Below are 25,545 nucleotides of genomic sequence, written 5' to 3'. Positions count from 1 at the left end.
TAAGTCATTAAACTCAACATTCATCCATTCGTAATGCACGCTTCCCAACCTTCCATACAACCAACTAACCGCCACAGGCGCTGGGTTAAAAGTACCCACTGGATCATCACGGTGAGTTTTATGGTGCTGGCTTTTACGGGTTATGTAATTCTTATGAGTCATCCGAGGTTGTACTGGGGCGAAGTGGGAAATGATCTTACACCGGCCTTGTTCGAGCTGCCCATCAGCAGAAATTATCAGCATGGTGGCTGGGAGAAAAGCACTGCATTTTACAATGTTGCAGGTTCACCTGTAAGTGCAAGCAGGACCTATGATATTTTTAATCAGAATGGCTGGGGGAGAAGTCTTCATTTTTTATCCGCCTGGTTCCTAATTGTAACTGGCTTTGTTTATTTGCTTGCAGGTTTCTTTACCCGTCATTTTAAAAGCGCTTTGTTACCAGCGCCCGGCGAGTTTACCCGCCGTGAGTTTTGGCGCGACATGGTTAGACATGTGCGCATGCAAATTCCTGCTGCAACCAATGGACCGCAATACAGCCTGTTGCAGAAGTGTACTTACCTGGCTGTAATATTTATTTTGCTGCCGCTGATGGTGCTTACAGGGCTCGCTATGTCGCCGGCTATTACGGCATCTTACCCGTTCCTTTTAACAATGTTTGGCGGTGGTCAGTCGGCCCGAACCATTCACTTCTTTGCATCTGTGTCACTCATCCTTTTTTTGGTTGTACATGTGGTGATGATTATCCGGTCGGGTTTTAAGCAACAAATGAGTGCCATGACATTTGGAAAATGATATGAAAAGAAAACATTTACTTACACGGCGTACTGCCATCATTACCGGGCTCGGTTCGCTCGGAGGTTTGTTACTGCCCGGCTGTTCGAAAAAGTTACCTCCAACTTATGGCAACCTGCTGCGCATGGGTGATGCACTCACCTATGTTGCACAACGTTCCTTATTGCCGGGACAATCACTCGCAAAAGAATATGGCCATCATGAACTGTCCTCGTTCCCTGCGACAGGTACTACCAATCCGGCAGATAAATCAACGCCCACGTTCAGTGAAGCATACAGCCGGTTGAATACAAGTACATTCAGCGACTGGCGTCTTTCGGTAGAAGGTAAAGTAGCAAAGCCCGGATTGTACTCGCTTGATGATCTGCAACAATTTCCTGCCCGTACACAAATTACGCGGCACAATTGTGAAGAAGGCTGGTCTGCCATTGGTGAATGGACCGGTGTGCCACTAACCCTGTTACTCCATCATGCCGGTATTTTGTCTACCGCACGCTTTGTCAATTTTTATGCGTACGATGGCTACATGGAGAGCATCGATATGCTGGACGCATTGCATCCTCAAACAATCTTAGCCTATGCGATGAATGGCAGCAGCTTGCCTCTACCACATGGTGCGCCGCTTCGCCTTCGGGTAGAAAGGCAGATTGGGTACAAGAGTGTGAAGTACCTGCAACGCATTGTCGTGTCAGATGAATTTGTGGATATGGGGGATAGTGGATGGTCCTGGTATACGGGGATATGAAAACTGATCCATTGTTTTATTTACACTTGTCTTCAACTAGCCTGATGTGAACCCTGCGTGCAAAGCCAATTTCATTTATAATGCATCCTTAAACCTCCATTAGGAATGATTCTGAGGTGGTAACAAGCTCAGTCAACAAAAAGAATTTTGTATATGCTCACGCAACCATTTAATAGTAAGGTGTAGAAAATTGTAGTAATTTAACAGCGTTTTTTAATAATTGCACAACATTACCAACACCCGCAATAGCCATGAAAAAATCAACGATCTGCTTTGCCGCAATTTGTTTGCTGCAAACATCCCGCCTGCAAGCCCAGCAATGGAGCGAAAAAATAAATGGTACCATCAGTACCGTTACTAACCCTAAAGGACAAACGCTGGGTTATTCCACTACCTCAGGAGTAAAATTAATTACGGTGAATGGACTGGCGTTTAAGGATCTCAATAAAAACGGCAAGCTGGATCAATACGAAGACTGGCGTTTGCCGGTAGCTTTTCGTGCAAAGGACCTCGCAGCGCAGATGACCATTGAACAAATTGCAGGTCTTATGCTGTACAGCAGGCACCAGCCTGTTCCAAGCCCGGCGAAGGGTATTTTTGCCGGAACGTACAACGGAAAATCTTTTCCTGAAAGCGGCGCTGCTGCCAGCGATTTAACCGATCAGCAAAAGGATTTTTTAACGAAAGATAATGTCCGGCATGTGCTCGTAACATCGGTACAAAGTCCGGAAGTGGCTGTGCAATGGAACAACAACATACAGGCCTTGACGGAGGGCATTGGCCTGGGTATTCCGGCCAACAACAGTTCCGACCCAAGGCATGGAACAGTTGCCAATGCAGAATTCAACGCAGGTGCCGGCGGTGCTATCTCCATGTGGCCAGGTTCGCTTGGATTAGCTGCTACTTTCGACCCCAGTGTGGTGAAAAATTTTGGACACATTGCAGCACTGGAATACAGGGCCATGGGTATTGCAACGGCTTTATCTCCACAAGTAGATATGGCGACGGAGCCCCGCTGGAACAGGTTCAGCGGCACGTTTGGCGAACATCCGAAACTGGCTGCAGATATGGCCCGGGCCTATATCGACGGATTTCAAACTTCGTTTGGAGATAAAGAAATTAGTGGTGGCTGGGGATACAATAGTGTAAACGCCATGGTGAAACACTGGCCGGGCGGCGGCAGCGGAGAGGGGGGAAGAGATGCCCATTATGGCTTTGGTAAATATGCGGTTTATCCAGGTAGTAATTTCAGCCAGCATTTTACGCCTTTTACTGAAGGCGCTTTTAAGCTGAATGGCAAAACGGCAAAGGCTTCTGCCGTAATGCCCTATTATACTATTTCAGTTAACCAGGATATTAAGAACCACGACAAGGTTGCCAACAACTACAATTCGTACATCATTACTGATCTGCTGCGTAAAAAATACCATTATGATGGCGTTGTTTGTACTGACTGGCTGGTAACAGGTGATGAAGCGGCGGTAGATCTTTTTATCACCGGTAAATCATGGGGTACAGAAAAATTATCTGTTGCGCAAAGACATTATAAAATTCTGATGGCGGGTGTAGACCAGTTCGGCGGCAACAATGATGCAGTACCTGTAATTGATGCATACAACATGGGTGTAAAAGAACATGGAGAAGCATTTATGCGTGCCCGTTTTGAAGCATCTGCCGTGCGCCTGCTAACCAATATTTTTCACACCGGCTTATTTGAAAATCCTTACCTTGATGCGGAGGCTTCTAAAAATACAGTAGGCAATGCCGCGTTTATGAAAGCAGGGTATGATGCCCAGCTAAAGTCGATGGTGCTGCTGAAAAACAGCAATAAGGTATTGCCATTACAAAAACAGAAAACAGTGTATCTACCGAAAAAATTCACGCCTGCGGGACGAAATTTTTTGGGAATGGAAACGCCGGAAAAACTCGACTACCCCGTTAACATGAACATTGTAAAGAAGTATTTCAACACCACCGATAACCCCGAAGAAGCGGATTATGCTTTGGTGTTTATTGCCAGCCCCAACAGTGGTAATGGTTATAACAGCGAAGATGTGAAAGCTGGTGGAAATGGTTACCTGCCCATTAGTTTGCAGTATGGTGAATACAAGGCTGCTGATGCAAGGGCAGTCAGCCTCGCAGGTGGTGACCAGTTTGAAAACTTTACCAACCGCAGTTACAAAGACAAAAGTATTAAGGCCATCAACATCACCGATCTGGCCATGGTGAATGACACTTACGTAAAGATGAAAGGCAAGCCGGTGATTGTTTCCGTAAACGTAAGCAACCCGATGGTGTTTGCTGAGTTCGAGAAAAATGCCAGCGCTATCTTAATCAACTTTGGTGTACAGGACCAGGCGATATTGGACATATTAACCGGCAAAGCAGTGCCATCTGGATTATTGCCCATGCAAATGCCGGCCAATATGCAAACGGTAGAAAAGCAAAAAGAAGATGTGCCGCTGGATATGCAATGCTACAAAGATGCCGCCGGCCATGTGTATGATTTTGGGTTTGGAATGAATTTCAAAGGTGTAATAAAAGATGCGAGGACGCTGAAGTATACGAAGAAGTAGCGGAAGTTAAAATTCAAAAGTAAAAATTCGAAAATAAAAAAAGCTGAGCATCGATGGAGTTTTCGAAATTGCTTGCATGTAATTGAAAAAAAATTAAAAATAAAAATTCAAAAGTAAGCCCCTGCTGTAAAGGGCAAACATGGAGCAAGTGCAAGCTTTCAACTTATAACTTATAACCCATAACTTATAACTGTTTTCCTTTCTTCCAAAGTATCATAGCATAAAAAGGCAGTCCTGCCAATATCAGGATAAATCCCCAGTACACAGGTTCCTGGCCGGAGCCGCCTATGGCCCACAATGAAAATAAAAAGGTCAATGAGGCGAGCAGGATGGTGGCTGGCCAATGGCCGGACGCCGGAGTTAATTTCCTTTGTAATTTAATCAGCACATAAGCTACGGTTGAAAAAAGATAGGATATCAGCACGGTGATGGTTGTAAGCAGGAGCAGGAACTTAAATTGTTCTGCCAGTCCTTTGGTGTAATTCATAATCATCAATATACTTACGAGTACGCTGCCGATTACAATGCCGGCTATGGGCACACCTTTTTTATTCACCTTACCAAAAATGGCCGGGAATAATTTGTCTTTTGAAATGGCATAGGGCGTTTGGCCCTGTATCAAAATCCACCCATTCAGTGCACCGAATGCAGCGATGGCCACGCCGCCGCTGACCCAGTACCGGGCGCTGCTGCCCCATAATAAAACGGCAGTATCTGCAAACGGCGTTAAGGAATGCGATAGTTTACCGGCAGGAATCATACCCATTACACTCACTGTGCTCAGTATATAGATAATGGCCGCCAGACCGGTTCCCAGCATGGTGGCACGGGAAATTGTTTTTTCAGGATTATTTACACTGCCCGAGGGAATGGTAGCGCATTCAAGACCCGTAAAAGCAAAGAACGTAAAAGCTGTAGTAGCGGTAATGGCAGCTATTGAGGAAGTGCCGCTGGTATTGAAAGGCAAAAAATAGCTGATCTTTAAAAAAAATAAACCACCAATGGCCACTGCCAACAGGGGAATTATTTTAAGCACGGTTGTAACGAGTTGTACCACACCGGAAGTGACAATACCCAATGAATTAACCCAGGTGAGCAACCAGATAGTACCTAATCCTGTTGCAATGGCTGCAAGTGAATTGGTAGCCAGCATTGGAAAAAAAGTACTTAGCGCACTTACCAGTGAAACTGCGATGGCAGCATTGGTGCACCAGATGGAAATCCAGTAACCCCAGGCTACAAGGAAGCCGGCAAAATCGCCCAGGCCTTCGCGGGAATATGCATAGGGACCGCCATCTGCCAGTGGCATCAGCTTACTTAAATTACTGAACACTTTTGCGAGTAAAAAAGCGCCGGCAGTTGCAAACACCCATCCAACTAAACTGATGCTGCCATAGGATGCAAGCGTGGCAGGCATTAAAAAAACACCGGCACCAATCATATTGCCAACAACCAGCGAAGTGCTGGTCCATAATCCTAATTTATTTTCCTTTGGTAATTGATCCGGCATGGGTGGCGTTTTTATTAGCTATAGGGAAGATACAATTTTATGTTTACCCGCAACTTAGCCAATCGCTTAGTCAATCGAAGATCAGGTTTTCGTGAATGATCCGATATACAGCGTATATGCATTACCGTTATGTATGTAAAAAGATAGGGGAAACGGCACAAATATGGTTGCCAGATTTGCTATGCGAAATTGATTATTGGAAGATTTATTTAGCAGGCAATATTTGCAACCAGCACATGTCTTTCACTGCCACCAGGGCGTACTACCGGAAACGCATATACGCCACCAGGATAACCCTGTTACCGGGTATTGCATCATACAATACTAACAGGATTTTCTTAAATATACAGTTGCAAGTTAGGTTTGTATATGCTGTGTTATTACATGCCGGTGGATCTGCGGACTGTCTGCCGGCACTAACAATTTAAGTAGTTTCGGTCCAGGAATCTTCGGCAACAATATTGCCATTTACCCAGGTCCATTGTATCTTTTGGTAAGTAAATGCCACTTCTTCGTATTCGGCAAATTTGGCCAGCTCGAAATTTTTATTGTTGAGCATCACACTTTTTATATCCATGATGTTGGCATTGGTTAAGCGCACTGTATAGTGATTTACCTCCATGCCCGCAGCGCCGGTTCCAGCCTGTATATGTGGTGTAAAAAACTGAAGCTCCCAACTAGTGATGTTTTCATTGTTCACCAAAGCATTAAAAAGCAGTGGAGTGCTTTTATCTAATTCTTTTGTAATGATGAAGGGCCGGTGTTGTCTTTTACCCGTAGGTAAGCCGCTGGACGGGTCCCTGGGCGAAAATACTTCGTGCGTTACAGCAATCACCATTATTTTTCCTTCCCGGCCTTTTTGTGTTACACTTCCTTTTATTTCACCTTGCTTTTGACCCGTTAATTTCAAGTATGCGTTAAGTGCCATGATCGTTTGTTTTAGACACTTAAGTTAACTATAAAATATTGCGAATGCAAGCGAACCGTGCGGTGATTTTTTACCGGGAAGCGATGCTTTATTTTGTTTTAAAAAAATTATTGTTTGCCGTTGAAATCAGGGGCAGCCTTCAATGTAAGAGCGCACAACAAGGAAGAAATGTACAAGCAGGTGATCTGCCGTGGAGGACAAATCGCAAGCATTTTCCCATGACTTCTTTGCCTGGACAAATATTTTATTGATTTGAAGAGAAACCGCTTTTTGTTAGCTGGTCAAAAAGTTGCTTCGTTTTTGGCATGGCAGCATCATCATTTATATCAAAAAGCCGGAAGGTTTCTTTATCGCCCTTATAAAGCGGATTCTCCTGCATATCGCCCTGCGACTTGTAGGCGGCAATTACCCATTGGGCAATCACTTTATAAGATACCTGTTTGCCCTTGCCAAAATGTGTGGCTACATCCAGGTAAAATGAGGGCGCATTTTTCTTCATGGCAGTTTCCGGGAAACCTTCCAGCATGGTAAAATCTTCCGGCTTTTCATCCAGGTAGGTGCTGCCTGCAAGTATCACTGGCCTGTGATTGCCCTTGTATCTTTTTAATGCTCTTAATGCCATGATGGCGGCCGTTTTATGATGGCCGTGTTGCCCTGCATATGGCAGCATGGTAATTATAAAATCATAAGGCTGTGCGGCGAGAATCTGGTCCAGCTTTTTTTCAATAAAAGGCACATCCCAGTTTTGCCCGCTAACATACGGCACGGGGTTTAAATTATAATAATCATCCCGCTGATCGAAAAAATAATAGTTGCGAAAGCCCATTATATCGCCTGCTTCCATCATCTCTTTTTTCCTGATGCGGGGAAGCTCGGCCCGGCCTACTGTGGAGTCGGTGAGGTTGAGTTTGTAATATACTGAACCCAGTTCTGATCCGTTAAAACCGCCCTGGCCATCTGTAATCAACGCCAGGTCCACCGTGCCTTTCAGTTCATGTGTTATTTTGTAGAGTATAACCGGGAAACTTGTTTCATCATCGGGGTGCGCATTTACTACAAGCACCCGCGGTCCTGTTTGCGCTGTTGTGATGATGGTATAAAACAGCACACAGAAAATACAGGAAAATAATTTTTTCATATGCAGGTTGTTGATGGTTGGTAATTTGTATCAACTGATAAAATGGTAAGTGACTTAAGATGTACCATAACTGCAGTTACTTTTTTAACCTGACATAACGTTCAATATTAAGGCGGTTAATGCCGGCTCCTTCCACCGTTTCTATTCCCTGCTGAACAAGGGTATCATTTTGTATTGTAATGGTGAAAGGGAAATCATTGCCCTCCCATTCCCGGTCGTTGCAATATTCCAGGTGCTCCGTATAAGTGCTGTCTTTAAGCGAATAGTGGCCGCCTCCTGCACCAAAAGAAGCCGTTGAGTCTTTGCCTTTGGTAAGATCGTGTTTTAAAAAAGCAAAGTGGGTATCGTTGATGATTTTAATGAAGGATACATTTTTGGTATACCAGGTAACCGTGGTATCGCCTTTTTCAATTGTGGTGCCGGAGATTAGTTGCCAGGTACCAATAATGGGCAGGGCGGTTTGGTGAACGGCATCTGATTGTTTTCTTGTTTCGCAGGCTAGCAGCAGTGTTGCACAACTGACAAGGCCGCACATTAGCTTAGTGTATTGGGTCATTTTTACAGGTTTATTTTTTGAATGCTAAATATACGGAGTTCATTATCTAAAACAAGATATGACGGACGGTAAAATCAGGGAGGTAGAAAGAGCGGAATTGTAATACACTACCAAAAGGCATCAGCAAGGGTTTTAGAGGTAAGCAAGTGTTATCAGGCTTAAAACACCGCTGATGGCCATTTTGGATAATGCAATCGGTTTTAAAAAGAGTACCAGCTGTTTAAAGCTGGTCCAAAAAAATTACAAACACTTTTGTATGGCCTCATACAGTTGAATTGCAACAGTGTGCACAGGGGTGCCAACTCACAACATACACCGCTGCCAATTAACTGACTGTTAGTTTAACCAGGCTAAGCCAAAAATTTTCAATGGCATGCATTATCTTAAAGTAGTCACTTATCTCATCCGGCTTGGTGATAAAACAATTGGCATGTTGGTTATAGGCTCTGCGAACATCCTTTGGATTAGAGGAGGTACTGAGCACAATAACCGGAATATGTTTTAAGTGCTCGTTTCTTTTTATAAATTCCAACACTTCATAACCATTCTTTTTTGGCAAATTAATATCCAGTAATATAATATCTGGTAAATTTTTAATTGCAGCATCCAGTATGATTGCTAAAAATTTAATTGCCTCATCCCCGTCCCTGGTAATGCTGATTTTATTTACCCGCCCCATCTGTTCAATTGCTTCTGTTGCAATCAGGATATCACCTTCATTGTCTTCCACCAGTAAAATATGAAATGGTTTCATAAGCTGCTTTTTCTTTACTTAATACAAAATCCCTTTGGTCGCATGAGGAGCATCGGTTCCAACTACAACAAACATCCAGCAACAACTGCGGGGTTCAAACTGCAGGCTTATTGTGCACTATTTATTTGTCCGGCTAACTTTACAGTACACCGTCCGCCGCATAAAAAGAAGACTAAAAAAATGCACCAACCGTAAACTTTGGCTGAGTAAATAACCCAGCAATGTTTTTAACAGTTGATGCCTTTTGTATAGCTGGCTTTTCATGGTGGTAATTAATTTAACAAGGCCGTCTTAATCTGCTGTCCACGATGCTGTACATTATTTGCGGTATTTCCTGGTAATGATGGTACAGGTCGCAAAAAAAATCAGCCCCCAGCAAACGGCATTTCTCCTCTTTATCAGCATCCTCTATAATCGATATCATAATTACCGTAGTATCTTTTTTCAATTGTTTAAAAGCTGCCAGTAGCTGTATAGAATGATTACCGGGTAACCCTTCGTCCAGAAAAACTGCATCTGGCTGATGCGTGATATAAAGGTGAATTGCTTCGTCGTATGTAATTGCAGTATATACCGTACTGGCAATTGTTGTTTCCGAAAGCATTTCTTCCAGCCGTTCGATAATATCAATTGAGCTGTCAACAATTAGCACCTTCATGAGCCGCAATTTGGTAATTGCAAAGTACCCACATAAAAAAACTGCTTTTGATAGTAGGGGTTGCTTTTATGGCATAGTATAAAACAGGGTGTTGAGCATAGTAGTTATACTATACAGCGCCGTGCAGCTATGGACGGGCAAATGCCAGAATAAGTTTTAAATATCTGTAATGATGTGGTGGGTGATGGCATAACGGGTAAGATCGGAGTTGGTAGATAATTTTAATTTATCCATTATTTTTCCCCTGTGGGTACTTACCGTTGTAAGCGCCAGCGAAAGCAGGGCTGCAACCTGGGTTAATGTTTTTCCGTTGGCAAGTAATTTAAATATTTCAAATTCGCGGTTACTTAACAACTCATGCGGCTCCTTGTTAACTCCATGGTTGTTTAATAATTTCTCGGCTATTTCCGGTGTTATATGCTTTTTACCCTGGCCGATCCGCTCAATGGCTTTTATTAATTCATACGGTGCAGCGTTTTTATTCAAAAAACCGGCTGCGCCTGCCTTTAATACCCTTACAGCATACAGCTCCTCAGTAAAAATGCTAAGTATCAATACCGGCAACCCGGGCTTAATCTGTTTAATTTGTTCCAATGCCTCCAGACCGCTTCTGCCCGGCATATCCAGGTCGGATATCACAAGGTCAAAATCGTTTTTCATTACCGCATTCACCAGCGATTCCCCGTCTTCCACCTCTGTTATTTCAACGCCAGGGTATTCATCTTTCAGTATCTGTATAATTCCCAAACGAACAAAGCTGTGATCATCTGCAATAATAATGCGTTTCATCCCACTGATTTATTTTTTAACGGTAAGCTGAAGGCAATTTTTGTCCCTTTGCCTGCCGTACTTGTAATGTCAAAGATACCACCCTGGGAAATTATCCGTTCTTTCATTCCTAAAATACCAAATGATTTTCCATACTGGATGGACGCAATATCAAAACCAATGCCGTCATCTGTTATTGATACATGAACGGTATTGTGCGTTGTACTTAGCCGCATCATCACATTATTGGCTTGTGCATACCGGGTAATATTGGTAAAACTTTCCTGGCAGGCTCTAAAAATGCAATTGGCAACCTGCTCGGTTACATTTATTTCCCCGGCTTCATCCAGCAAGTGCACCGGAATGCCTGTTGTGTCTGTAAATTGTTTCGCCAGTTTGGCGATGGCATCCGTAAGGCCATAATCATCCAGCATCAATGGTCGCAGTTCAGTCAGAATTCTTCTTACTGCCTGGTTGCTGCCATTCAATAACTGGATAATGTTTTTTAATTTCATTTTTACCAGTACATTTTCTTCCGGAATTTTTTTATCAATCCAGGCAACGTCCATATTAATGGCCGTTAATTGCTGACCCAGTTCATCATGTATTTCGCGGCCAATCTTTTTCCTTTCTTCTTCGCGTATGTTTTGCAGGTGATCTGTTAAGCGCCGCAATTTTTCTGTTGTTAGTTTAATTTCTTCCTGAACTTTTGTACGTTCTGTAAAATCTATCGCTACACCAGCCAGGCACACGTCGCCTTCATATTCAACCGTTTTGGCGGTGAAATAATAGGGGATTTTTTCACCTGTTTTTAACAGAAGATCAGCCTGTACTGCATCTGCTCCAGTTTGCAGCGTGTTGGCTATTTTTTCAGCAATCATTGGTTTATCGCTGTCATCATAAAAATCCAGCGGGTGCATCCGGGCAATTTCTTGAGGTGTATACTTGGTTACATTTTCCATGTTCTTGCTCCAACGTAAAAATTTACCTGCTTTATTATAAAGAAAAAAAATGCTCGGCAGGCTATTGATGATGGAATCGGATAATTCTTTTTCTTTTGCAATGGCATTCTCCGCATTTTTCAATGCAGTAATATCGGTTGCCGTACCAACATATCCAATGGTTTCACCGGTAGCATCTTTTTCCGGGGTGGCTTGTCCCAACACCCACCTGACAGAGGTATCGTTATGCACAAAACGGTATTCCATTGAAGAAGGCTGGTGATTTTTTGTAGCTTCCTGCCAATTGGCCAGCACGTTAGTCCTATCGTGTTCATGAACAGCCTGCAGCCAGCCATTTCCCAATGCTTGTTCAGCAGGCAAACCTGCAATCTGGCACCACCTGGGATTAACGAAAGTGGTGTTACCCGATTCATCTGTATGAAAAATGCCGACAGGCGAAATTTCAGTAAGCATCGTGTATTGCTGTTTACTTTTTAATACCATCGCTTCCGCTTCGGTACGTAGTTTTTCTCTTTCAAAAATTTCCAGCCCGAATGAGATGTCTTGTGTTACTTCCAGCAGTAAATCAATTTCTTCTTTACTAAAAAAATTTTTTACAGCAGCATATAAAGAAAATGCACCAATGACCTTGCCTGATTTTTTTATTGGTAAAGCGATAGAAGATAAGTACCCATGGTCAAGGGCAGAAATTCGCCAGGGTGCCATTTCAGGTGCAGTCTGTATATCGTTGCAAACAACGTGCATGCCCTGCCTGATAGCAGTACCTGTTGGTCCATGAGATTGCGAGCCATTTGCGGTGGCAGGAATAGACAGATTAGCAAGATAATCTTTTCCATTGCCAGCATATACTGCTGGTACAAGGTATTGGCTGGCTTCATCTGTTAAACCTATCCATGCCATTTTAAATTGCCCGATATCAACTGCAATCCGGCATACTTCATTAAAAAGACTTGCTTCGTCAGATAACTTTACAATTACCTGGTTAACCTGGCTTATAAAAAGGTATAGGCGATTTGCTTTGATGATTTTTTCTTCTGATTCTTTTTGCCTGGTAGCATCATGCAAATTGATTACAAGTCCACCCACATGCGGATCATTCAACATATTTTTCACGGTCCCTTCCAGCCAGATATAGTGGCCTTCCTTATGTTTCAACCTGGTTACAACCGGCAGTACCTCGCCGTAATGTGCGATTGAATTTGTAATCATTTTTTTCAGGGGCTCCCAATCTTCGGGATGTACGTACTGCTTTGGAATACTGGTAATGTCTTCATTCGTCCAGCCAGTAATTCGGGCGGCAGACGAACTGCGGAAAAGGAAATTGAAATTTTTATCAACCAGCGCAGTGATGCCCTGGCTATTTTGTATCAGTGCCTGGAATCGTTTTTCCACAAGGTCCGGTGCTGGTACATTGGCTTTTCCTTCAAGCGGTAGCTCATCGGCTGTATTATTGTTATTGGGCAATGAGGTTGAAAAATGCCGTATTGCTTTATTAATAAAAAAGATAGCTGCCAGCAGCAGTAAAATTGCCGCTAATGGCAACACGTTGTTTAACCAGTAACCTTTTTTTTCAAATCCCGGCAGTATAAAAACAACAATGGCAGCAATGGCAAGAAAAAGCAAGAACCTGATTAGCCGAAGCTGTTGATTGCGTGATGACAAGGGTTTCATAAAATTGACAATTTTCAGCCATGCAAAAAGATTGCACTGTAATATAATTTATGTAGCCTGTTCAATTGTAGTACTTTAAAGTTAAGCATAAATTCACATTTAATTTATTTATCTGCGGGCAACAGTCAGGCGCTATCGATAAAACGGAATCATCGCTTCAAAACACAGATCCATCGCTCTATGATAAAATTATTTGTAATACCCGTTTTAATTCCTGCCAGCGTAAATGAAATGTTCCTTAAATGTTGCACTGATACTGCGACTCCAACTGTTAATTTCTGGAGGTGGCCTTCCCGGCGATCAGCTTCAAACTGGTAACAACTTTTACCTTTTCTGATTTCAGCAACCCGGTAAACGTTATTTTTACAAATTACCCGGTGGTTTGATTATTGAAACAGTCAACTTGTTTTTTGTAGTACTGGCAATTTTTTATGCCTTGCACCGGTCATAATCATCACCTTATTGACGACAGCAGTCAGAATAAACACCCTCACACGACAATGGTATGCAGGAAGCGCCATAGTATCGCGTGTTCATGGGTGTCTGACAATGTGTTGTGTAAGTTTAAACCCTTTTCAGCCAGCTGATAGAGCCAGTACCAAAAGTAAACCGGCCATTAACAAATCCCTTTTTTGTACGGAATATTTGTTACCAGCCTGCAAAGCCCGGTAGAACAGGTTGCTGCGACGGAAAATCCTTGTACAGTTGGGGCTTTATTAGATACAATGGATTGCCTGCCTTTTCTTTAATAATAATTGTTGTAGCAGTTTTTAAAGATTACCTTTAAAACAAACCTGCATTATGGATCGCATAAGTAAATCCGACGAGTTAATTAATGTTAACAAGGAACTTGCATTTCAGAAGGAAGAAAAAAAGCAACGGGCGGCAGAATTAGCCATTGCAAATAAGGAACTGGTTTTTCAAAATGCGGAAAAAGGAAAACGTGCAGAAGAACTGGTGATTGCTAACAAAGAACTTCTCTTTCAAAATGAAGAGAAAGAGAAACGTGCAGAAGAATTAGTGATCGCCAATAAAGAACTGCTCTTTCAAAATGAAGAAAAAGAAAAACGTGCTGCGGAACTGATCATCGCCAACAAAGAACTTGTTTTTCAAAATGCAGAGCGGGAAAAAAGAGATGCAGAATTAGTGATAGCGAATAAAGAGCTCATATTTCAAAACCAGGAGAAAGAAAAACGTGCTGCCGAATTAGTTATCGCAAATGCGGAACTGGTGTTCCAAAATGACCAAAAGGAAAAGATGACCACCGACTTAATTCAGCGCAATAAAGACCTGGAACAATTTACCTATATTATTTCTCATAACCTGCGTGCGCCGGTAGCTAATATCATTGGCCTTTCTTACCGGCTTCAGCAAACAGGCCTTCCGGATGATTTGAGAAGCCAGATAGGCGCCGGTCTTTCTACATCAGTTACCAAACTGGATGAAGTGATCAGGGACCTGAATGATATTTTAAAAATAAGGCAGAAGGTGGATGAAAGCAAACAGTTAATCAACTTTGCAAAGTTTGCCGCAGATATTCAGCTGAGTATTGAAAAAATGATTGAGCATGAGAAGGCTGTTATTTTGTGGAATTTTACAGCAGCAGAAGAAATTGTTACCATCAAAAGTTACCTGCACAGTATTTTCTTTAACCTTATTTCCAATAGCTTAAAATACAGGCAGCCGGCAGTGCCCCCCATGATAAAAATTACCAGCAGTAGAGAAAATGACAAAATTGTTTTGCAGTTTGAAGATAACGGAATTGGGATTGACCTTTCAAAAGTGGGGGAGCAAGTATTTGGATTGTACAAACGCTTTCATACTGACAAGGCCGATGGAAAGGGAATGGGACTTTATATGGTAAAAACACAGGTAGAATCTATGGGTGGAAAAATCAGCATCAGCAGCGAGGTAAATGCAGGCACACAATTTAGAATTGAATTTAATTCCTGATAAATCCCGGCACAATGACACCCTTGCAATTTATTATAATTGATAACGATCCGGTGAATAACCTGCTATGCGATTTGGCCATTAAAGATGCAGTCGCCGATGCCGGTATTCTTGATTTCACTGAACCTGTTAAAGCTTTCGAATACATCAGTAAAGACACTGAAAGTAATAACAATAAACAAATTGTATTGCTGGATATCAATATGCCCACCTGGACAGGGTGGGACTTTGTTGACCATTTTGAAGAACTGGACGAAAAAATTAAAAACAGGTTTAAGATTTATATACTTTCCTCTTCTATCGACAACAATGATAAACTAAGGGCGGTAGAAAATAAGAATGTGGTAGGCTACATTGAAAAACCTCTCACCGAGGAAAAGGTAGTGTCTTTGCTTTAAATACGTATACTAAAATATATTGCCTCCGGCAAGGTTATTGGACCGGTAACGCATAGCCTGGCCGTTGCATCATTCAACAAAAATTAAGTTCTTCCCATTGCACTATATCAAGTCAGCACCCGTCGTTTTAATAAAGCCGTTTTGGTGTTATTAAAACTCTTTTTTTATTATAAGCTGTGGTATATTATAAGCACGATACACTCAACATATGTAATGAATTTAAATGAGCGACGTAAAATACGCCGCTAACCGCAATGCAAAAGCGCAAAGACTAATCTACTGAAGTCGTTCGCTAAGCATTAATCATATCGCCCATAATTTCCTGCGGATTGGTTGCATTCCCCATAGCATTCACCTGGTCAAAGTAGTTGTACCATCCGGCACCTTCAACCATTTGTTCAAATTGTTGTGCAGTTTCGATATTCGGGAAAGTCCAGACAGCAAAGTAATCATAATCTACTCTGCTAAATGTAGCGGATTCATTTTTACCCCAACTTATAATTTGCACGCCGGAATCCATTAATTGTTGAATCGCGGGGCCCAGCGCTGTAAGGTATTTTGCTCTTTCTTCACCGGACATATTTTTCCATGTTGGTTTTGATTTCCAAAGTTCAATGTAAGTAATCATTTTTTTGTAATTTTTATTTTAATATGGAATATAGCTTTTTATTGTCTGCCTGAAAAGTATTTTCTGACAACTATCAATCTGTAATTTAATAAATATATTCTTTAATTTCTGTTTGGCGGGCGTTGACAAATCCTTTTTCTACACCAATTTTTATAAAACCACATTTTGCTAAAACTTTTTGTGAGCCATATTGCGGAACGTTTGCTCTCCTTTGTAGGTTAACTATCGCTTTGCATCTATGCTAACGGTGAGGATTGCCGTTATACAGATAATTGAAAAACCATAGCCCGTAACGGGCAATAAATGTAACAAGAAATGTTCATTGTTCTTTCTGTGTACCCGTTTCATTTAATCTTCTGCAAAGTGGGAAAGTGCGGCACCAGTCGGGTAAACCGGGGTTCAAGCTGCTGTAGCTGGGTTAACAGATAAGAGGGTGCAAGCAAAATAAAAAAAAGTGTTTTTAAAAGTTGAATCAAAAATTCACTGATGGGCAACGTCATAATTGATACAAGCGCTTTGATTATTTACGGCGAAAAAATAATTGAACTGATTTGGCTTGTCCCTGCGCCAAACGTAAAAAAAAGCCAATAAGTAGTGCGCAACAAACGGTGGTCTTTAGTTCAAGCGACGCATATATCTGCTGGCGCGGCGTTTCGGTTATGCGCAGTAAATGGAATCAGTGCATTTAAAATTCACTGATGCATTCAATCAACTTCAGCCAACATTCCCGGAATAAGTAACGGCGAGCCATACAAAGCCATTATATAAAACTATTTTGAAAATGTGATATTGCTCTTTCCTTTATCTTCGGAGGTTGCTACAGCAATACCCCGTTGCTCTTTGCTGTTAACAGCACAATAGAAATGGTATACTATGCCCTTATATTTTATTACAAAAGATTTGTGGGCATAGGTTTCGTCATAGGGCTCGCTTGGTTTTACCAGGTCTTCGCCCGTCCAGTCGGTCCAGTTAATCAGGTCGTACGAACAGGCAAAGCGATTGAAGGCAGCATATTTTTTGCGCTCATTCCAGAATGCGCCGAAATAAAACATCACATAACAATCATCTATTTTTTGAATGACGGCATCGCCTGAAATTCCTGCATGATGATCTATAACCGGCGAGGTACCGTACCGTTTCCAGTCAACCATATTATCGGATACCGCCATGCTGATTCTCTCAGCAGCTTTGCCGGGGTTAGTGCTATCGCCACGTGCGTTGTAATACATCACAAAAGGGTGGCCCGTTTTTTTTGATACATCCCATATAACCGAGGATTTAAATAACGTACCATTATCATACCATCTGGCATCGGCGTCAGTTGATTTTAACACTGGCGAACCTGTGCGTTGCCATTCATGCGCAACGGCAGGATCTTTGTCAGTCCAGGCCATACCAATGGACAGCCGGCCTGCTTCGTAGCCTGTTGTATTACCTCCGAGGTAAGACATCCAGTATTTGTTATCATATTGCTGCAGCTGGTAGTTACCACCCCAATGCATATCCTGCAGGGCATTATAACCTGCTTTTTGGTTGGCATCCCAGCCAGGAGTATCAGCAAACGACAGGATTTTTCCAAGGGTTTTCCATCGTAACACGTTACTGCTTTTTGCCAGCCATGTTTCATAGCCCCTGCCATCATAAACAATGTAGGTCATGTACCAGCTTTTTTCTTTTTTAAAAATGGTAGGGCAATCCAGTTTTTTACCATCATCCGGCGGAACCATTACCAGTCCATACTTATAGGGCGTCTTTACTTCGTTGTACACTTTTTGCATCACTTCCTCCCGTATCTGTATGTTGTTGTTCTGCGCCCGTACGAAAGAAAAAATTAACAGGAAAAGGATGGTTAAACGGGGGCAGCGTTGCTGATGCTTCATACTACTTGTGACTATTTTTTTGGGGTGATTGTTTGATGCTACAGTTGTAGCACTGTTGGTAAACCAAATGCAAGCTACTCATTTTAACGTTGCCTGCGATTGCAGGATGAATGGACATTTTAGTACGGATGCTGAAAAATGGAACAGCATTAAGGTAGGCTTTCTTATTGCACAGGGCTGTTACAGCATGCACAGTCGCTTATAATACAGCTGCCGGTAAGTGTTACAATCATCTGCCTTTCAACCCTGTTTCCTGGCAATGGATGGCTACATTTGTGTAAGTGTAAGTATCATCTGTTTTATTTTAAACCACTCATTTATTTTTATGTACAGACTAGTGCTCATGGTATTACTTGCTGGAATTTATTTGACTTCAGCGGCGCAGCAGCAATCAAACTATAAACTTGTATGGTCAGATGAGTTTGAAAAGGAGGGACGACCAGATTCCACTAAATGGGGATACGAGCATGGCTTTGTGCGAAACGAAGAAGCGCAGTGGTACCAACCCGAAAATGCATGGTATAAAAACGGCATGCTGGTAATTGAAGCAAAGCGTGAGCAAAAGCCCAATCCTGGTTATGTACCCGGCAGCAATAACTGGGCAAAAAAAAGAGCGCTGATTAATTACACTTCATCGTGCCTGGTAACAGCAGGTAAGAAAAGCTGGACGTACGGCCGTTTCGAACTAAGGGCACGCATTGACGTCAGCGAAGGCATGTGGCCTGCCTGGTGGACACTGGGTGTTGAAAAGTCCTGGCCTGCCAACGGCGAGATAGATATCATGGAATATTACAAAGGAAAGCTGCTGGCAAATATTGCCTGCCTGGGTAAGGATGGCAACCCCGAATGGTTTAGCCGCCGGGTTCCCGTTGACTCAATGGATGGTACCGCCTGGTCATCCAGGTTTCATGTGTGGAAGATGGACTGGACACCTGCATTTATCGCCTTGTACGTGGATGGGCAGCTGCTGAACAAGGTAGCACTTGATTCGCTGGAGAATAAAGATGGCACTGGTTTCAATCCTTTTAAACAACCACATTACATGTTGCTCAACCTGGCCGTAGGTGGTATGAATGGTGGTGATCCACGCCGTACAAGTTTTCCGCGAAAGTTTGAAGTGGATTATGTGCGGGTGTACCAGCAGCAATAAAAATGCAGGCCTGGTTATGCCCCTTACAATCTGCTGGATGAATTTGAATCCGGTATATTATTCTGAGCTTGCTTCATAACGTCAATAATGTTTCAATGGGGCAAGTTGTGCGGGTAGGCCTGTTCAATCATTACCTGTTTTTACGGGGGTTGCAAGGTTTATGATCATGCGACCGGAACGACCCTATTTGCCGGCGCTGCGCTTCCCTTCCTGACTTGTCGTAAACTGCCACCAGTAATGTCGCATTTACACAATGTCAACCGGTTTTTATTGGCGAAATTTGTATGCCCCGAAACTGGGGGAAGGCTACCAAACCATTTTAAGCATTTTAAAAAATTAAAGGAGGACAAGCAACATGAGAACAATAACAGTCTTATCAATGATAACACTAGATGGCGTACTGCAGGCCCCCGGCGGAACAGGGGAAGATACATCAGGCGACTTTAAATATGGCGGCTGGACCGCACCTTACACGGACGAAGCTTTTGGTAAGGTGCTGCAAAAAGAGCTTCAGCCCGCAGATTATTTGCTGGGCAGAAAAACATTCGAGCTTTGGGAAAATTACTGGCCAGAACATGCAGAATTTTGGCCGGGTATTAATGAAGGCACCAAATACGTGATGTCCGCAACCAGGAAAGCATCAGATTGGAAAAACTCAGTTTTCCTCAACAACTTGACAGATATTGAACAACTTAAAAAGTCGGCTGGTGCGGACATCCAGGTATGGGGCAGTAGCGAGCTTGTCCAGCTGCTATTTAAGCATGATTTAGTGGACCAACTCAGGCTAAAAATTTATCCATTAACGCTTGGTAACGGAAAAAAGTTATTTGGCAATGGAGCAATTCCGGCAGCATTCAAATTAACAGAAAGTGTGATTACAACAACCGGGGTTATTATTGCCTGTTACAATCGGGCCGGCCGAGTTAAAACAGGTACCATTGAAGTGTAAAAGAAAAACAGGGAACGAACTTGTTGGACGGATAATTTGATTCTTAATGTCTGGTATAAAAAAGCTGCCACTTCTGCGGCAGCTTTTGTTGGTGGTTGATATAGGTAAACAAAGAAAGGTGTAACGATGAATACCATCTGTTCTTTGGTAAATGGTTCATCAATGTGTCGCTGGCTTCTGTTCCGGCAGCCCGCTGCATCATAAGCCAGCCATTTAGTTAAGTTTTTTGCATGGTTTTCATCTGCCAACTAACTATTTAAAACAGCGGGTGTACTCTTCCGGATGGCGCTGATTGTTTATATTTTAAATCCCTCAGCTGGCATTTTTCAACTATAAAATTAATACCTGATAAACCGCATTTTTTTGTGTTTGAAAACCAGCAATATTACCTGGCAACATTGTTAATTTAACCGGCTTTCCGTTGTGGGTTACTTTTACTTTGCCTGGTAAATGAAGTGTACAGATTGCCCCTGCCTTCGACAGGATGCCCGCATGGATTAACCGATTATTTTGCCAGCTAAAATTTAGCTCAAAGCCACCTCTTACACAAACGCCTTCAAAACTACCGGTACTCCATTCCTTTGGTAATGCGGGTAAAAAATCAATGGCGTCTTCATGCGATTGTACCAACATTTCGGTAATGCCGGCCGTTACACCCAACGAACCATCTACCTGCATGGGCGTAAAGCATTTTGCAAACAATTGTAAAAAACATTGATCTTTTAAATAGCCTTTAAAAATTTTATAGGCTCTTTCACCATCGTACAATCTTGCCCACAGCGACATCTTCCATGCTCTTGACCAGCCTGCTCCTTCATCGCCGCGTTGGTTTAATACCGCTTTGCATGCATCTACCCATTGGGGCGTTTTTTTAACTGACAATACATTGCCCGGGTACAAACCATACAGGTGAGAAAAATGCCGGTGATTTTTTTCCAGCTGCGGCCAGTCCTCACTCCATTCCTGCAGGGAACCATCCTTGCCTGTTTGCGGCGGCACCAATTGTTTTCTTGCCGCTGCCACTTTCACTGCATAGGCGGTATCCTTACCCAATAACTTACTTGCCTGCTCATAATTGGTGAAGAGGTCGGATAAAATCTGCATGTCAATAGATGACCCTGCACAGATGGTTGTGCCCGGCAATGTGCTCCCGGTAACTTCATCGAAATAGGGGCCGTTTTTAGGACTGCCCGGAAAATTTTCCGGCGATGTAGAGGGATTGGTAACCAACCATTTTCCGTTGGGATGCTTCACGAGGAAATGCATAAAAAAATCTACTGAACCTTTTAAGATGGGGTAAAAATCTTTTACATAATCAATGTCTCTTGTGAATTTGTAATGTTCCCACAATTCATTGACCAGCCAGGCACCACCTACTGTAAAGGTACCCCAGGTAGGGCCGTCCATGGGAGCAGCTACCCGCCACAGATCAGTGTTTTGGTGTAATACCCAACCGCTGGCTCCATAATGTTCTTTGGCAACCTGCGCACCCTGCTCGGTAACGTCTTTTACCAACTGATACAATGGCGATGCACATTCAGAGAGGTTTGCAGACTCCACCGCCCAGTAGTTCATCTGGGTATTTATATTGGTTGTATATTTTGAATCCCATGGAGGGTTCATATTGTTATTCCAAATGCCCTGCAGGTTGGCTGCCTGCGTACCCTCTCTTGACGAAGCGATCAGGATATACCTGCCAAACTGATAACACAAAGCCGCCAACTGTGGATCGCTGGTTGTTTGTATTTGCTGCAATCTTTGATCTGTTGGCAGAAAAGAATTGGTAGTGCCGGGAAAAGTAAGCACTGCTCTTTTAAATAAAAGTTGATGATCCGTTATATGCGCAGCTCTTATATCCGTGAACTTTTTTTGCTGCACATTGCCAAGGTAATTTTGCACACGCTCATGCGCATTGGCAGATACATCCTGGTAGTTTACAAAGTTGGTAGCTGCTGCAAAATACAACGTTACGGCATTTGCGTTTTCTATGGTCAAAGTAGCATCATCTATTGTTATCCTGCCGCCTTCGGGTATGGCTTTTAGAATGGCTTCGTATTTTAACTGACCTTTTACACCCATATAATCGGCGCTCTTACCAGTTAATTTCAAACCATCCTTTCCATAACTATCCATCTGAAAGTAATCGGTAGCATAGTTGGAGTGTGTCTGATTTCTTTCTCCGTGCAGGCTGGCTGAAAAACTGATACTGCCGGGCTTATCCGCAGTAAACCGGATAACGATTACCTGGTCTGGTGCAGAAGCAAAAATTTCCCGCTGGTACTGTACACCACCCGTCGAAAACGATACGCCGGTAGTGGCGGTTTCAAGGTCGAGCCAGCGTTTATAGCTGGTAACTGAATCCTGTTTTGGAAATAAGAAATGCAAATTAGCCAGCGACTGGTATTTCTGTTGTTCCACAGGATAGCCCATTAATTTTCTGCCAAATAAATTATGCGCTTTTAAGAACTCGCCTTCAAAAACCAGTTGTTGAATGACGGGCAATGTTTTATATCCATCTTTTACTACGGTTGAATACGGGCCGCCTGACCAGTAAGTATCTTCATTGAGTTGTATAATTTCTTCATCGGTTTTACCGTATACCATTGCACCCAACCTTCCATTCCCCACAGGCAGAGCATCTTCCCATTTTGCAGCGGGTTTTTTATACCACATCAGGGTTGCGGGCGAAAAGTTTTGTTGATCTATCCTGGCTGACATTGGTTGCTCCTGTGCAAATAATAAAGCGGGCATATGGCAGAATAACATGATGAAACCCTTGCATAACAAAATTATTTTGCTTCGTTTTTTTAAAGAACCGGTTTTAGATTTTGTCTGGATGTGAGGTAAGTTCATTTGTAGTTGGTTTTTTAAATGCATCTTTAAACATGATGGCGCTGGTAATTAAAATAACGATCATCACCACCGTTTTTAAATGATCGAGTGGCAGTGATTTTACAAAGTAAGCAGCAATTAATACCGCGACCGATCCGGGGATTGCCATCGCAACGGTAGCTTTTCTGTTGTAAGCCCCTTTACTGATAAATTTTGCAGATGCAGGCGGCATCAAAAAGGCGCATGAGCCCATCATTACCGGAAACGCCACCTGTGGCGACATACCTAACGCAAATACCAGCGCCATACAGGGAGCATACAACCCGATGCCTGCGGTCATTAAAGCACCCAGCAAAAAGTTCACTGCCACTGCTATCATTAATTTATACCCGGTCAGGGCAATGGCATCGCCGCCGCCCTGTATCCAATTCATTTTTGTCGCCAGCATAAAACCAACAGTAACCAGTAATGCAAAACCCATAATGAGGCGGATTGATTTTACCGGCAACGCTGCAATGAAACCTGCGCCCATTAAGGCACCCATTGTTGCGGCCACCAGCATCAATACCAGTGTTAATACATCTACTTCAATGATTTGAATAAATATAAGCGCCTGGATGACGACCGGGATAGTGTTGGTTACGTTCAAGGTGCCTGGTAGTATGGCGTCGTCAGTTTGTTTGGTGAATTTTAAAAGAGCAGTTTGCGGGGCAAAAGCGCCAATGCCCAGTACATCAAAGAAGTTTACTACAAAGCCAATGATGGCGGTTATGTAAATGTTTATATTTTCTAAAACAGCTTGATGTTTAAGCACATCACGGGCCAACAGTATTATATATCCAATCCCCAACAGTAAAAGTGTCACCCAGATTATTGTAATCATATCTTTAAAATTGTTACACTTTAAAACTGCGATTGGTTTAACATACTTTAAAAAATGGGGCGGATTGCATCTCCAGTTGTGCTTCTATTTCTTTTGCTGCAGCTGTAACTGACAAGCCGCCTAAATTGGTGCAACGGAGTGTATGATGAATTTCATTTCCTACTTTTTGCATGGTGTCAATTACTTCATCCAATGGAATTAAATGATTGTAATCAGACAAAGCCATGTTAGCGCAGGCTGCTGCATTGGTTGCTGCCATTACATTTCGCCCCAGGCAGGGTGCTTCTACCCGGTTACCGATGGGGTCGCAAATTAGCCCCAATGAATTTTGCAAAGCCAGCGATGCTGCAGCCAGCGACTGGTTTAATGAACCATTTGCCATTACCACAATTCCTGCAGCGGCCATGCCTCCGCCACTGCCTGTCTCCGCCATACAGCCGCCCACTTCCGCGGCAAAGGTGGCATGTGCGGCAATAAATACACCTATTAAACCGGCTGCTAACAGGCCTTTTACTTTTTCATCTTCGGATAGGCCAAGCGATTCTCCCATGCCTATAATTGCCCCGGGCAAAGCACCGCATGAGCCGGCCGTTGGCGCTGCCACAATTACCCCCATTGAACTTTTAACTTCCATCATTGCCGACACATACATGATGATGGTATTACTGGCATCACCGCCGGGCAACCGTTTTTTTTGTAACTGTTCTTTAAATTGCAGAGACTGGCTTCCTAATATTCTGTCATCGTAGTGCGTTCCTTTCAAACCCAGTTGAATGGCATTTTCCATGATGCGAAAAATAGCACGCATTTTTTCAAACACAGCTTCTTTGGTAATGCCGCCTCTTTCACTTTCATACTCCACCGCCAGTTCCCAAAGAGAAAAATTTTTATCCTGGTTGTATTGCAACATTTCCTGGCAGGTAATAAAGGGTACTGAAATATTTTTTCTTGCCATGATGGGTAACACCGGCGCCAGCTTTTTAATGCGGTGTACTTCAGTAAATGCAAGCAGCTCGTTGCATAAATTGCCGGGTAAAAATTGCTGCGCTTTTATTTCAATAAAAGAATGTTCACCGGGATGCCATTCCAGTGCATCAACATCCGCTGCTTCCTGCAAAAAGGCAGTAACATTTTCAGGGTGATCACAGTAAATCAGTGTTTCAAAATAATCACCTGCCATAGATACAGCAGCGCCATCTATCGAGATCACTTCAATCATTCCGCCGCCGGTCGAGACAGCTACCATTCGCCTGCATTCCTCTTTTGAACTCAATGTGAGCTGGTAGGTATTGGGGTGATTGCTGGCAGTTAACGGGCTGATTTCAATTTCGATTTTAATGCCTGCCCGGTCGATGTGGTCAGCTGAAGCCGGTAGTCTTTCATCATAGGCTTCCCATCCCAAAAAGCCACCAAACAATCCCATATCTGAACCCTGGCTGGTGTGCGTGGTAGCCAGGGAGCCGTGTGGGTCAAACTCGATTAAAATATGACTCATCTGACCGTCCATCAAATCGCGGCATAATTTGCCAATTCGTAAAGAAGCAGCACAGTGTGAACTGGATGGCCCCCGCATTACCGGGCCAATCACATCGTTGAATATACTGGGATAGTTGCGCATACAGTATGGCGTTTAAGTCTCCTAAATCTACAAGTTATTTTTAATTCAGGCAAAGTATACATTGGAACTGTTGCTACATTCTGACTTTGCTGCAACACTTCTTTAAAAGCATTGCCCCGAAATGTTACAATTGAAATTGGTTTGGGTGCAGTCAAACAACCTTTGGTAAAAGTGCACCCCCTCTTACAATCACCTT

Annotated in this window: 20 protein-coding genes; 7 read left to right on the top strand and 13 right to left on the bottom strand. The window is 42.9% G+C overall.

Features of this window, described 5'->3' with window-relative positions; genetic code table 11:
• The first annotated feature begins 33 nt into the window (after nt 1-33).
• From JWR61_RS23265 to JWR61_RS23255, 3 genes are all read left to right on the top strand, one after another.
• Nucleotides 34-792 carry a cytochrome b/b6 domain-containing protein gene (locus JWR61_RS23265; protein ID WP_301930101.1) on the top strand — a complete coding sequence of 253 codons (759 nt, stop codon included), beginning with the start codon at nt 34-36 and terminating at the stop codon, nt 790-792.
• Between the two features lies 1 nt (nt 793).
• Nucleotides 794-1,537 carry a molybdopterin-dependent oxidoreductase gene (locus JWR61_RS23260; protein WP_301930100.1) on the top strand — a complete coding sequence of 248 codons (744 nt, stop codon included), beginning with the start codon at nt 794-796 and terminating at the stop codon, nt 1,535-1,537.
• 251 nt (nt 1,538-1,788) lie between these two features.
• Complete coding sequence (locus JWR61_RS23255; protein ID WP_301930099.1) at nt 1,789-4,113, top strand: glycoside hydrolase family 3 N-terminal domain-containing protein; 2,325 nt, start codon at nt 1,789-1,791, stop codon at nt 4,111-4,113.
• 184 nt (nt 4,114-4,297) lie between these two features.
• Here JWR61_RS23255 and JWR61_RS23250 read toward each other — a convergent pair whose 3' ends face one another.
• The 8 genes from JWR61_RS23250 to JWR61_RS23215 form a co-directional block, all read right to left on the bottom strand.
• The gene (locus JWR61_RS23250) at nt 4,298-5,623 is read right to left on the bottom strand and encodes an amino acid permease (protein ID WP_301930098.1); all 1,326 of its coding nucleotides are present in this window, start codon (nt 5,621-5,623) and stop codon (nt 4,298-4,300) included.
• Between the two features lie 424 nt (nt 5,624-6,047).
• A complete protein-coding gene (locus JWR61_RS23245; RefSeq protein ID WP_290337315.1) occupies nt 6,048-6,551 on the bottom strand; it encodes an Hcp family type VI secretion system effector in 504 nt (167 codons plus the stop codon).
• Between the two features lie 244 nt (nt 6,552-6,795).
• Complete coding sequence (locus JWR61_RS23240; RefSeq protein ID WP_301930097.1) at nt 6,796-7,689, bottom strand: PIG-L family deacetylase; 894 nt, start codon at nt 7,687-7,689, stop codon at nt 6,796-6,798.
• Nucleotides 7,690-7,765: 76 nt separating this feature from the next.
• Nucleotides 7,766-8,245: a hypothetical protein gene (locus JWR61_RS23235; RefSeq protein ID WP_301930096.1), complete on the bottom strand. Its 480-nt coding sequence runs from the start codon at nt 8,243-8,245 to the stop codon at nt 7,766-7,768.
• Between the two features lie 325 nt (nt 8,246-8,570).
• On the bottom strand, nt 8,571-8,999 hold the full coding sequence (locus JWR61_RS23230; protein ID WP_301930095.1) for a response regulator: 429 nt from the start codon (nt 8,997-8,999) through the stop codon (nt 8,571-8,573).
• 277 nt (nt 9,000-9,276) lie between these two features.
• The gene (locus JWR61_RS23225; RefSeq protein WP_301930094.1) at nt 9,277-9,657 is read right to left on the bottom strand and encodes a response regulator; all 381 of its coding nucleotides are present in this window, start codon (nt 9,655-9,657) and stop codon (nt 9,277-9,279) included.
• Between the two features lie 156 nt (nt 9,658-9,813).
• Nucleotides 9,814-10,446, bottom strand: a complete 633-nt coding sequence (locus tag JWR61_RS23220; RefSeq protein WP_301930093.1) for a response regulator transcription factor — start codon at nt 10,444-10,446, stop codon at nt 9,814-9,816.
• Complete coding sequence (locus JWR61_RS23215) at nt 10,443-13,058, bottom strand: PAS domain S-box protein (protein WP_301930092.1); 2,616 nt, start codon at nt 13,056-13,058, stop codon at nt 10,443-10,445. The genes JWR61_RS23220 and JWR61_RS23215 overlap by 4 nt, the downstream gene beginning before the upstream one ends.
• Before the next feature lie 801 nt (nt 13,059-13,859).
• On the opposite strand from JWR61_RS23215, the gene JWR61_RS23210 reads away from it, so the two are divergent.
• Nucleotides 13,860-15,011, top strand: a complete 1,152-nt coding sequence (locus tag JWR61_RS23210; RefSeq protein WP_301930091.1) for an ATP-binding protein — start codon at nt 13,860-13,862, stop codon at nt 15,009-15,011.
• A 14-nt stretch (nt 15,012-15,025) separates the two neighbouring features.
• On the top strand, nt 15,026-15,409 hold the full coding sequence (locus tag JWR61_RS23205) for a response regulator (RefSeq protein WP_301930090.1): 384 nt from the start codon (nt 15,026-15,028) through the stop codon (nt 15,407-15,409).
• Between the two features lie 292 nt (nt 15,410-15,701).
• On the opposite strand, the gene JWR61_RS23200 is transcribed toward JWR61_RS23205, so the two are convergent.
• The gene (locus tag JWR61_RS23200) at nt 15,702-16,037 is read right to left on the bottom strand and encodes a DUF6616 family protein (protein WP_301930089.1); all 336 of its coding nucleotides are present in this window, start codon (nt 16,035-16,037) and stop codon (nt 15,702-15,704) included.
• 770 nt (nt 16,038-16,807) lie between these two features.
• Nucleotides 16,808-17,917: a glycosylase gene (locus JWR61_RS23195; RefSeq protein WP_301930088.1), complete on the bottom strand. Its 1,110-nt coding sequence runs from the start codon at nt 17,915-17,917 to the stop codon at nt 16,808-16,810.
• Nucleotides 17,918-18,242: 325 nt separating this feature from the next.
• On the opposite strand from JWR61_RS23195, the gene JWR61_RS23190 reads away from it, so the two are divergent.
• Both JWR61_RS23190 and JWR61_RS23185 read left to right on the top strand, forming a co-directional pair.
• On the top strand, nt 18,243-19,067 hold the full coding sequence (locus JWR61_RS23190; RefSeq protein WP_301930087.1) for a glycoside hydrolase family 16 protein: 825 nt from the start codon (nt 18,243-18,245) through the stop codon (nt 19,065-19,067).
• Between the two features lie 355 nt (nt 19,068-19,422).
• A complete protein-coding gene (locus tag JWR61_RS23185) occupies nt 19,423-20,016 on the top strand; it encodes a dihydrofolate reductase family protein (protein ID WP_301930086.1) in 594 nt (197 codons plus the stop codon).
• Nucleotides 20,017-20,346: 330 nt separating this feature from the next.
• Here JWR61_RS23185 and JWR61_RS23180 read toward each other — a convergent pair whose 3' ends face one another.
• Genes JWR61_RS23180 through JWR61_RS23170 form a run of 3 tightly spaced genes read right to left on the bottom strand, consistent with a single transcriptional unit; the run spans nt 20,347 to nt 25,349 of the window.
• Nucleotides 20,347-22,869: a glycoside hydrolase family 95 protein gene (locus JWR61_RS23180; protein ID WP_301930085.1), complete on the bottom strand. Its 2,523-nt coding sequence runs from the start codon at nt 22,867-22,869 to the stop codon at nt 20,347-20,349.
• Nucleotides 22,838-23,731: a sulfite exporter TauE/SafE family protein gene (locus tag JWR61_RS23175; protein WP_301930084.1), complete on the bottom strand. Its 894-nt coding sequence runs from the start codon at nt 23,729-23,731 to the stop codon at nt 22,838-22,840. Before JWR61_RS23175 ends, JWR61_RS23180 begins: the two co-directional genes overlap by 32 nt.
• Nucleotides 23,732-23,768: 37 nt before the next feature.
• On the bottom strand, nt 23,769-25,349 hold the full coding sequence (locus JWR61_RS23170; protein ID WP_301930083.1) for an L-serine ammonia-lyase, iron-sulfur-dependent, subunit alpha: 1,581 nt from the start codon (nt 25,347-25,349) through the stop codon (nt 23,769-23,771).
• Nucleotides 25,350-25,545 lie beyond the last annotated feature (196 nt).

This window comes from Ferruginibacter sp., assembly GCF_028288465.1.
Classification (GTDB): Bacteria; Bacteroidota; Bacteroidia; order Chitinophagales; family Chitinophagaceae; genus Ferruginibacter.
The sequence above is the reverse complement of the archived record's forward strand: the minus strand, read 5'-3'. Positions and strand labels throughout refer to the sequence as shown.

Excerpts from the sequence above, each read along its gene's own strand:
- JWR61_RS23265 (WP_301930101.1), top strand. The coding sequence starts at position 34 with ATGCACGCTTCCCAACCTTCCATACAACCAACTAACCGCCACAGGCGC.
- JWR61_RS23260 (WP_301930100.1), top strand. The coding sequence starts at position 794 with ATGAAAAGAAAACATTTACTTACACGGCGTACTGCCATCATTACCGGG.
- JWR61_RS23255 (WP_301930099.1), top strand. The coding sequence starts at position 1,789 with ATGAAAAAATCAACGATCTGCTTTGCCGCAATTTGTTTGCTGCAAACA.
- JWR61_RS23250 (WP_301930098.1), bottom strand. The coding sequence starts at position 5,623 with ATGCCGGATCAATTACCAAAGGAAAATAAATTAGGATTATGGACCAGC.
- JWR61_RS23245 (WP_290337315.1), bottom strand. The coding sequence starts at position 6,551 with ATGGCACTTAACGCATACTTGAAATTAACGGGTCAAAAGCAAGGTGAA.
- JWR61_RS23240 (WP_301930097.1), bottom strand. The coding sequence starts at position 7,689 with ATGAAAAAATTATTTTCCTGTATTTTCTGTGTGCTGTTTTATACCATC.
- JWR61_RS23235 (WP_301930096.1), bottom strand. The coding sequence starts at position 8,245 with ATGACCCAATACACTAAGCTAATGTGCGGCCTTGTCAGTTGTGCAACA.
- JWR61_RS23230 (WP_301930095.1), bottom strand. The coding sequence starts at position 8,999 with ATGAAACCATTTCATATTTTACTGGTGGAAGACAATGAAGGTGATATC.
- JWR61_RS23225 (WP_301930094.1), bottom strand. The coding sequence starts at position 9,657 with ATGAAGGTGCTAATTGTTGACAGCTCAATTGATATTATCGAACGGCTG.
- JWR61_RS23220 (WP_301930093.1), bottom strand. The coding sequence starts at position 10,446 with ATGAAACGCATTATTATTGCAGATGATCACAGCTTTGTTCGTTTGGGA.
- JWR61_RS23215 (WP_301930092.1), bottom strand. The coding sequence starts at position 13,058 with ATGAAACCCTTGTCATCACGCAATCAACAGCTTCGGCTAATCAGGTTC.
- JWR61_RS23210 (WP_301930091.1), top strand. The coding sequence starts at position 13,860 with ATGGATCGCATAAGTAAATCCGACGAGTTAATTAATGTTAACAAGGAA.
- JWR61_RS23205 (WP_301930090.1), top strand. The coding sequence starts at position 15,026 with ATGACACCCTTGCAATTTATTATAATTGATAACGATCCGGTGAATAAC.
- JWR61_RS23200 (WP_301930089.1), bottom strand. The coding sequence starts at position 16,037 with ATGATTACTTACATTGAACTTTGGAAATCAAAACCAACATGGAAAAAT.
- JWR61_RS23195 (WP_301930088.1), bottom strand. The coding sequence starts at position 17,917 with ATGAAGCATCAGCAACGCTGCCCCCGTTTAACCATCCTTTTCCTGTTA.
- JWR61_RS23190 (WP_301930087.1), top strand. The coding sequence starts at position 18,243 with ATGTACAGACTAGTGCTCATGGTATTACTTGCTGGAATTTATTTGACT.
- JWR61_RS23185 (WP_301930086.1), top strand. The coding sequence starts at position 19,423 with ATGAGAACAATAACAGTCTTATCAATGATAACACTAGATGGCGTACTG.
- JWR61_RS23180 (WP_301930085.1), bottom strand. The coding sequence starts at position 22,869 with ATGAACTTACCTCACATCCAGACAAAATCTAAAACCGGTTCTTTAAAA.
- JWR61_RS23175 (WP_301930084.1), bottom strand. The coding sequence starts at position 23,731 with ATGATTACAATAATCTGGGTGACACTTTTACTGTTGGGGATTGGATAT.
- JWR61_RS23170 (WP_301930083.1), bottom strand. The coding sequence starts at position 25,349 with ATGCGCAACTATCCCAGTATATTCAACGATGTGATTGGCCCGGTAATG.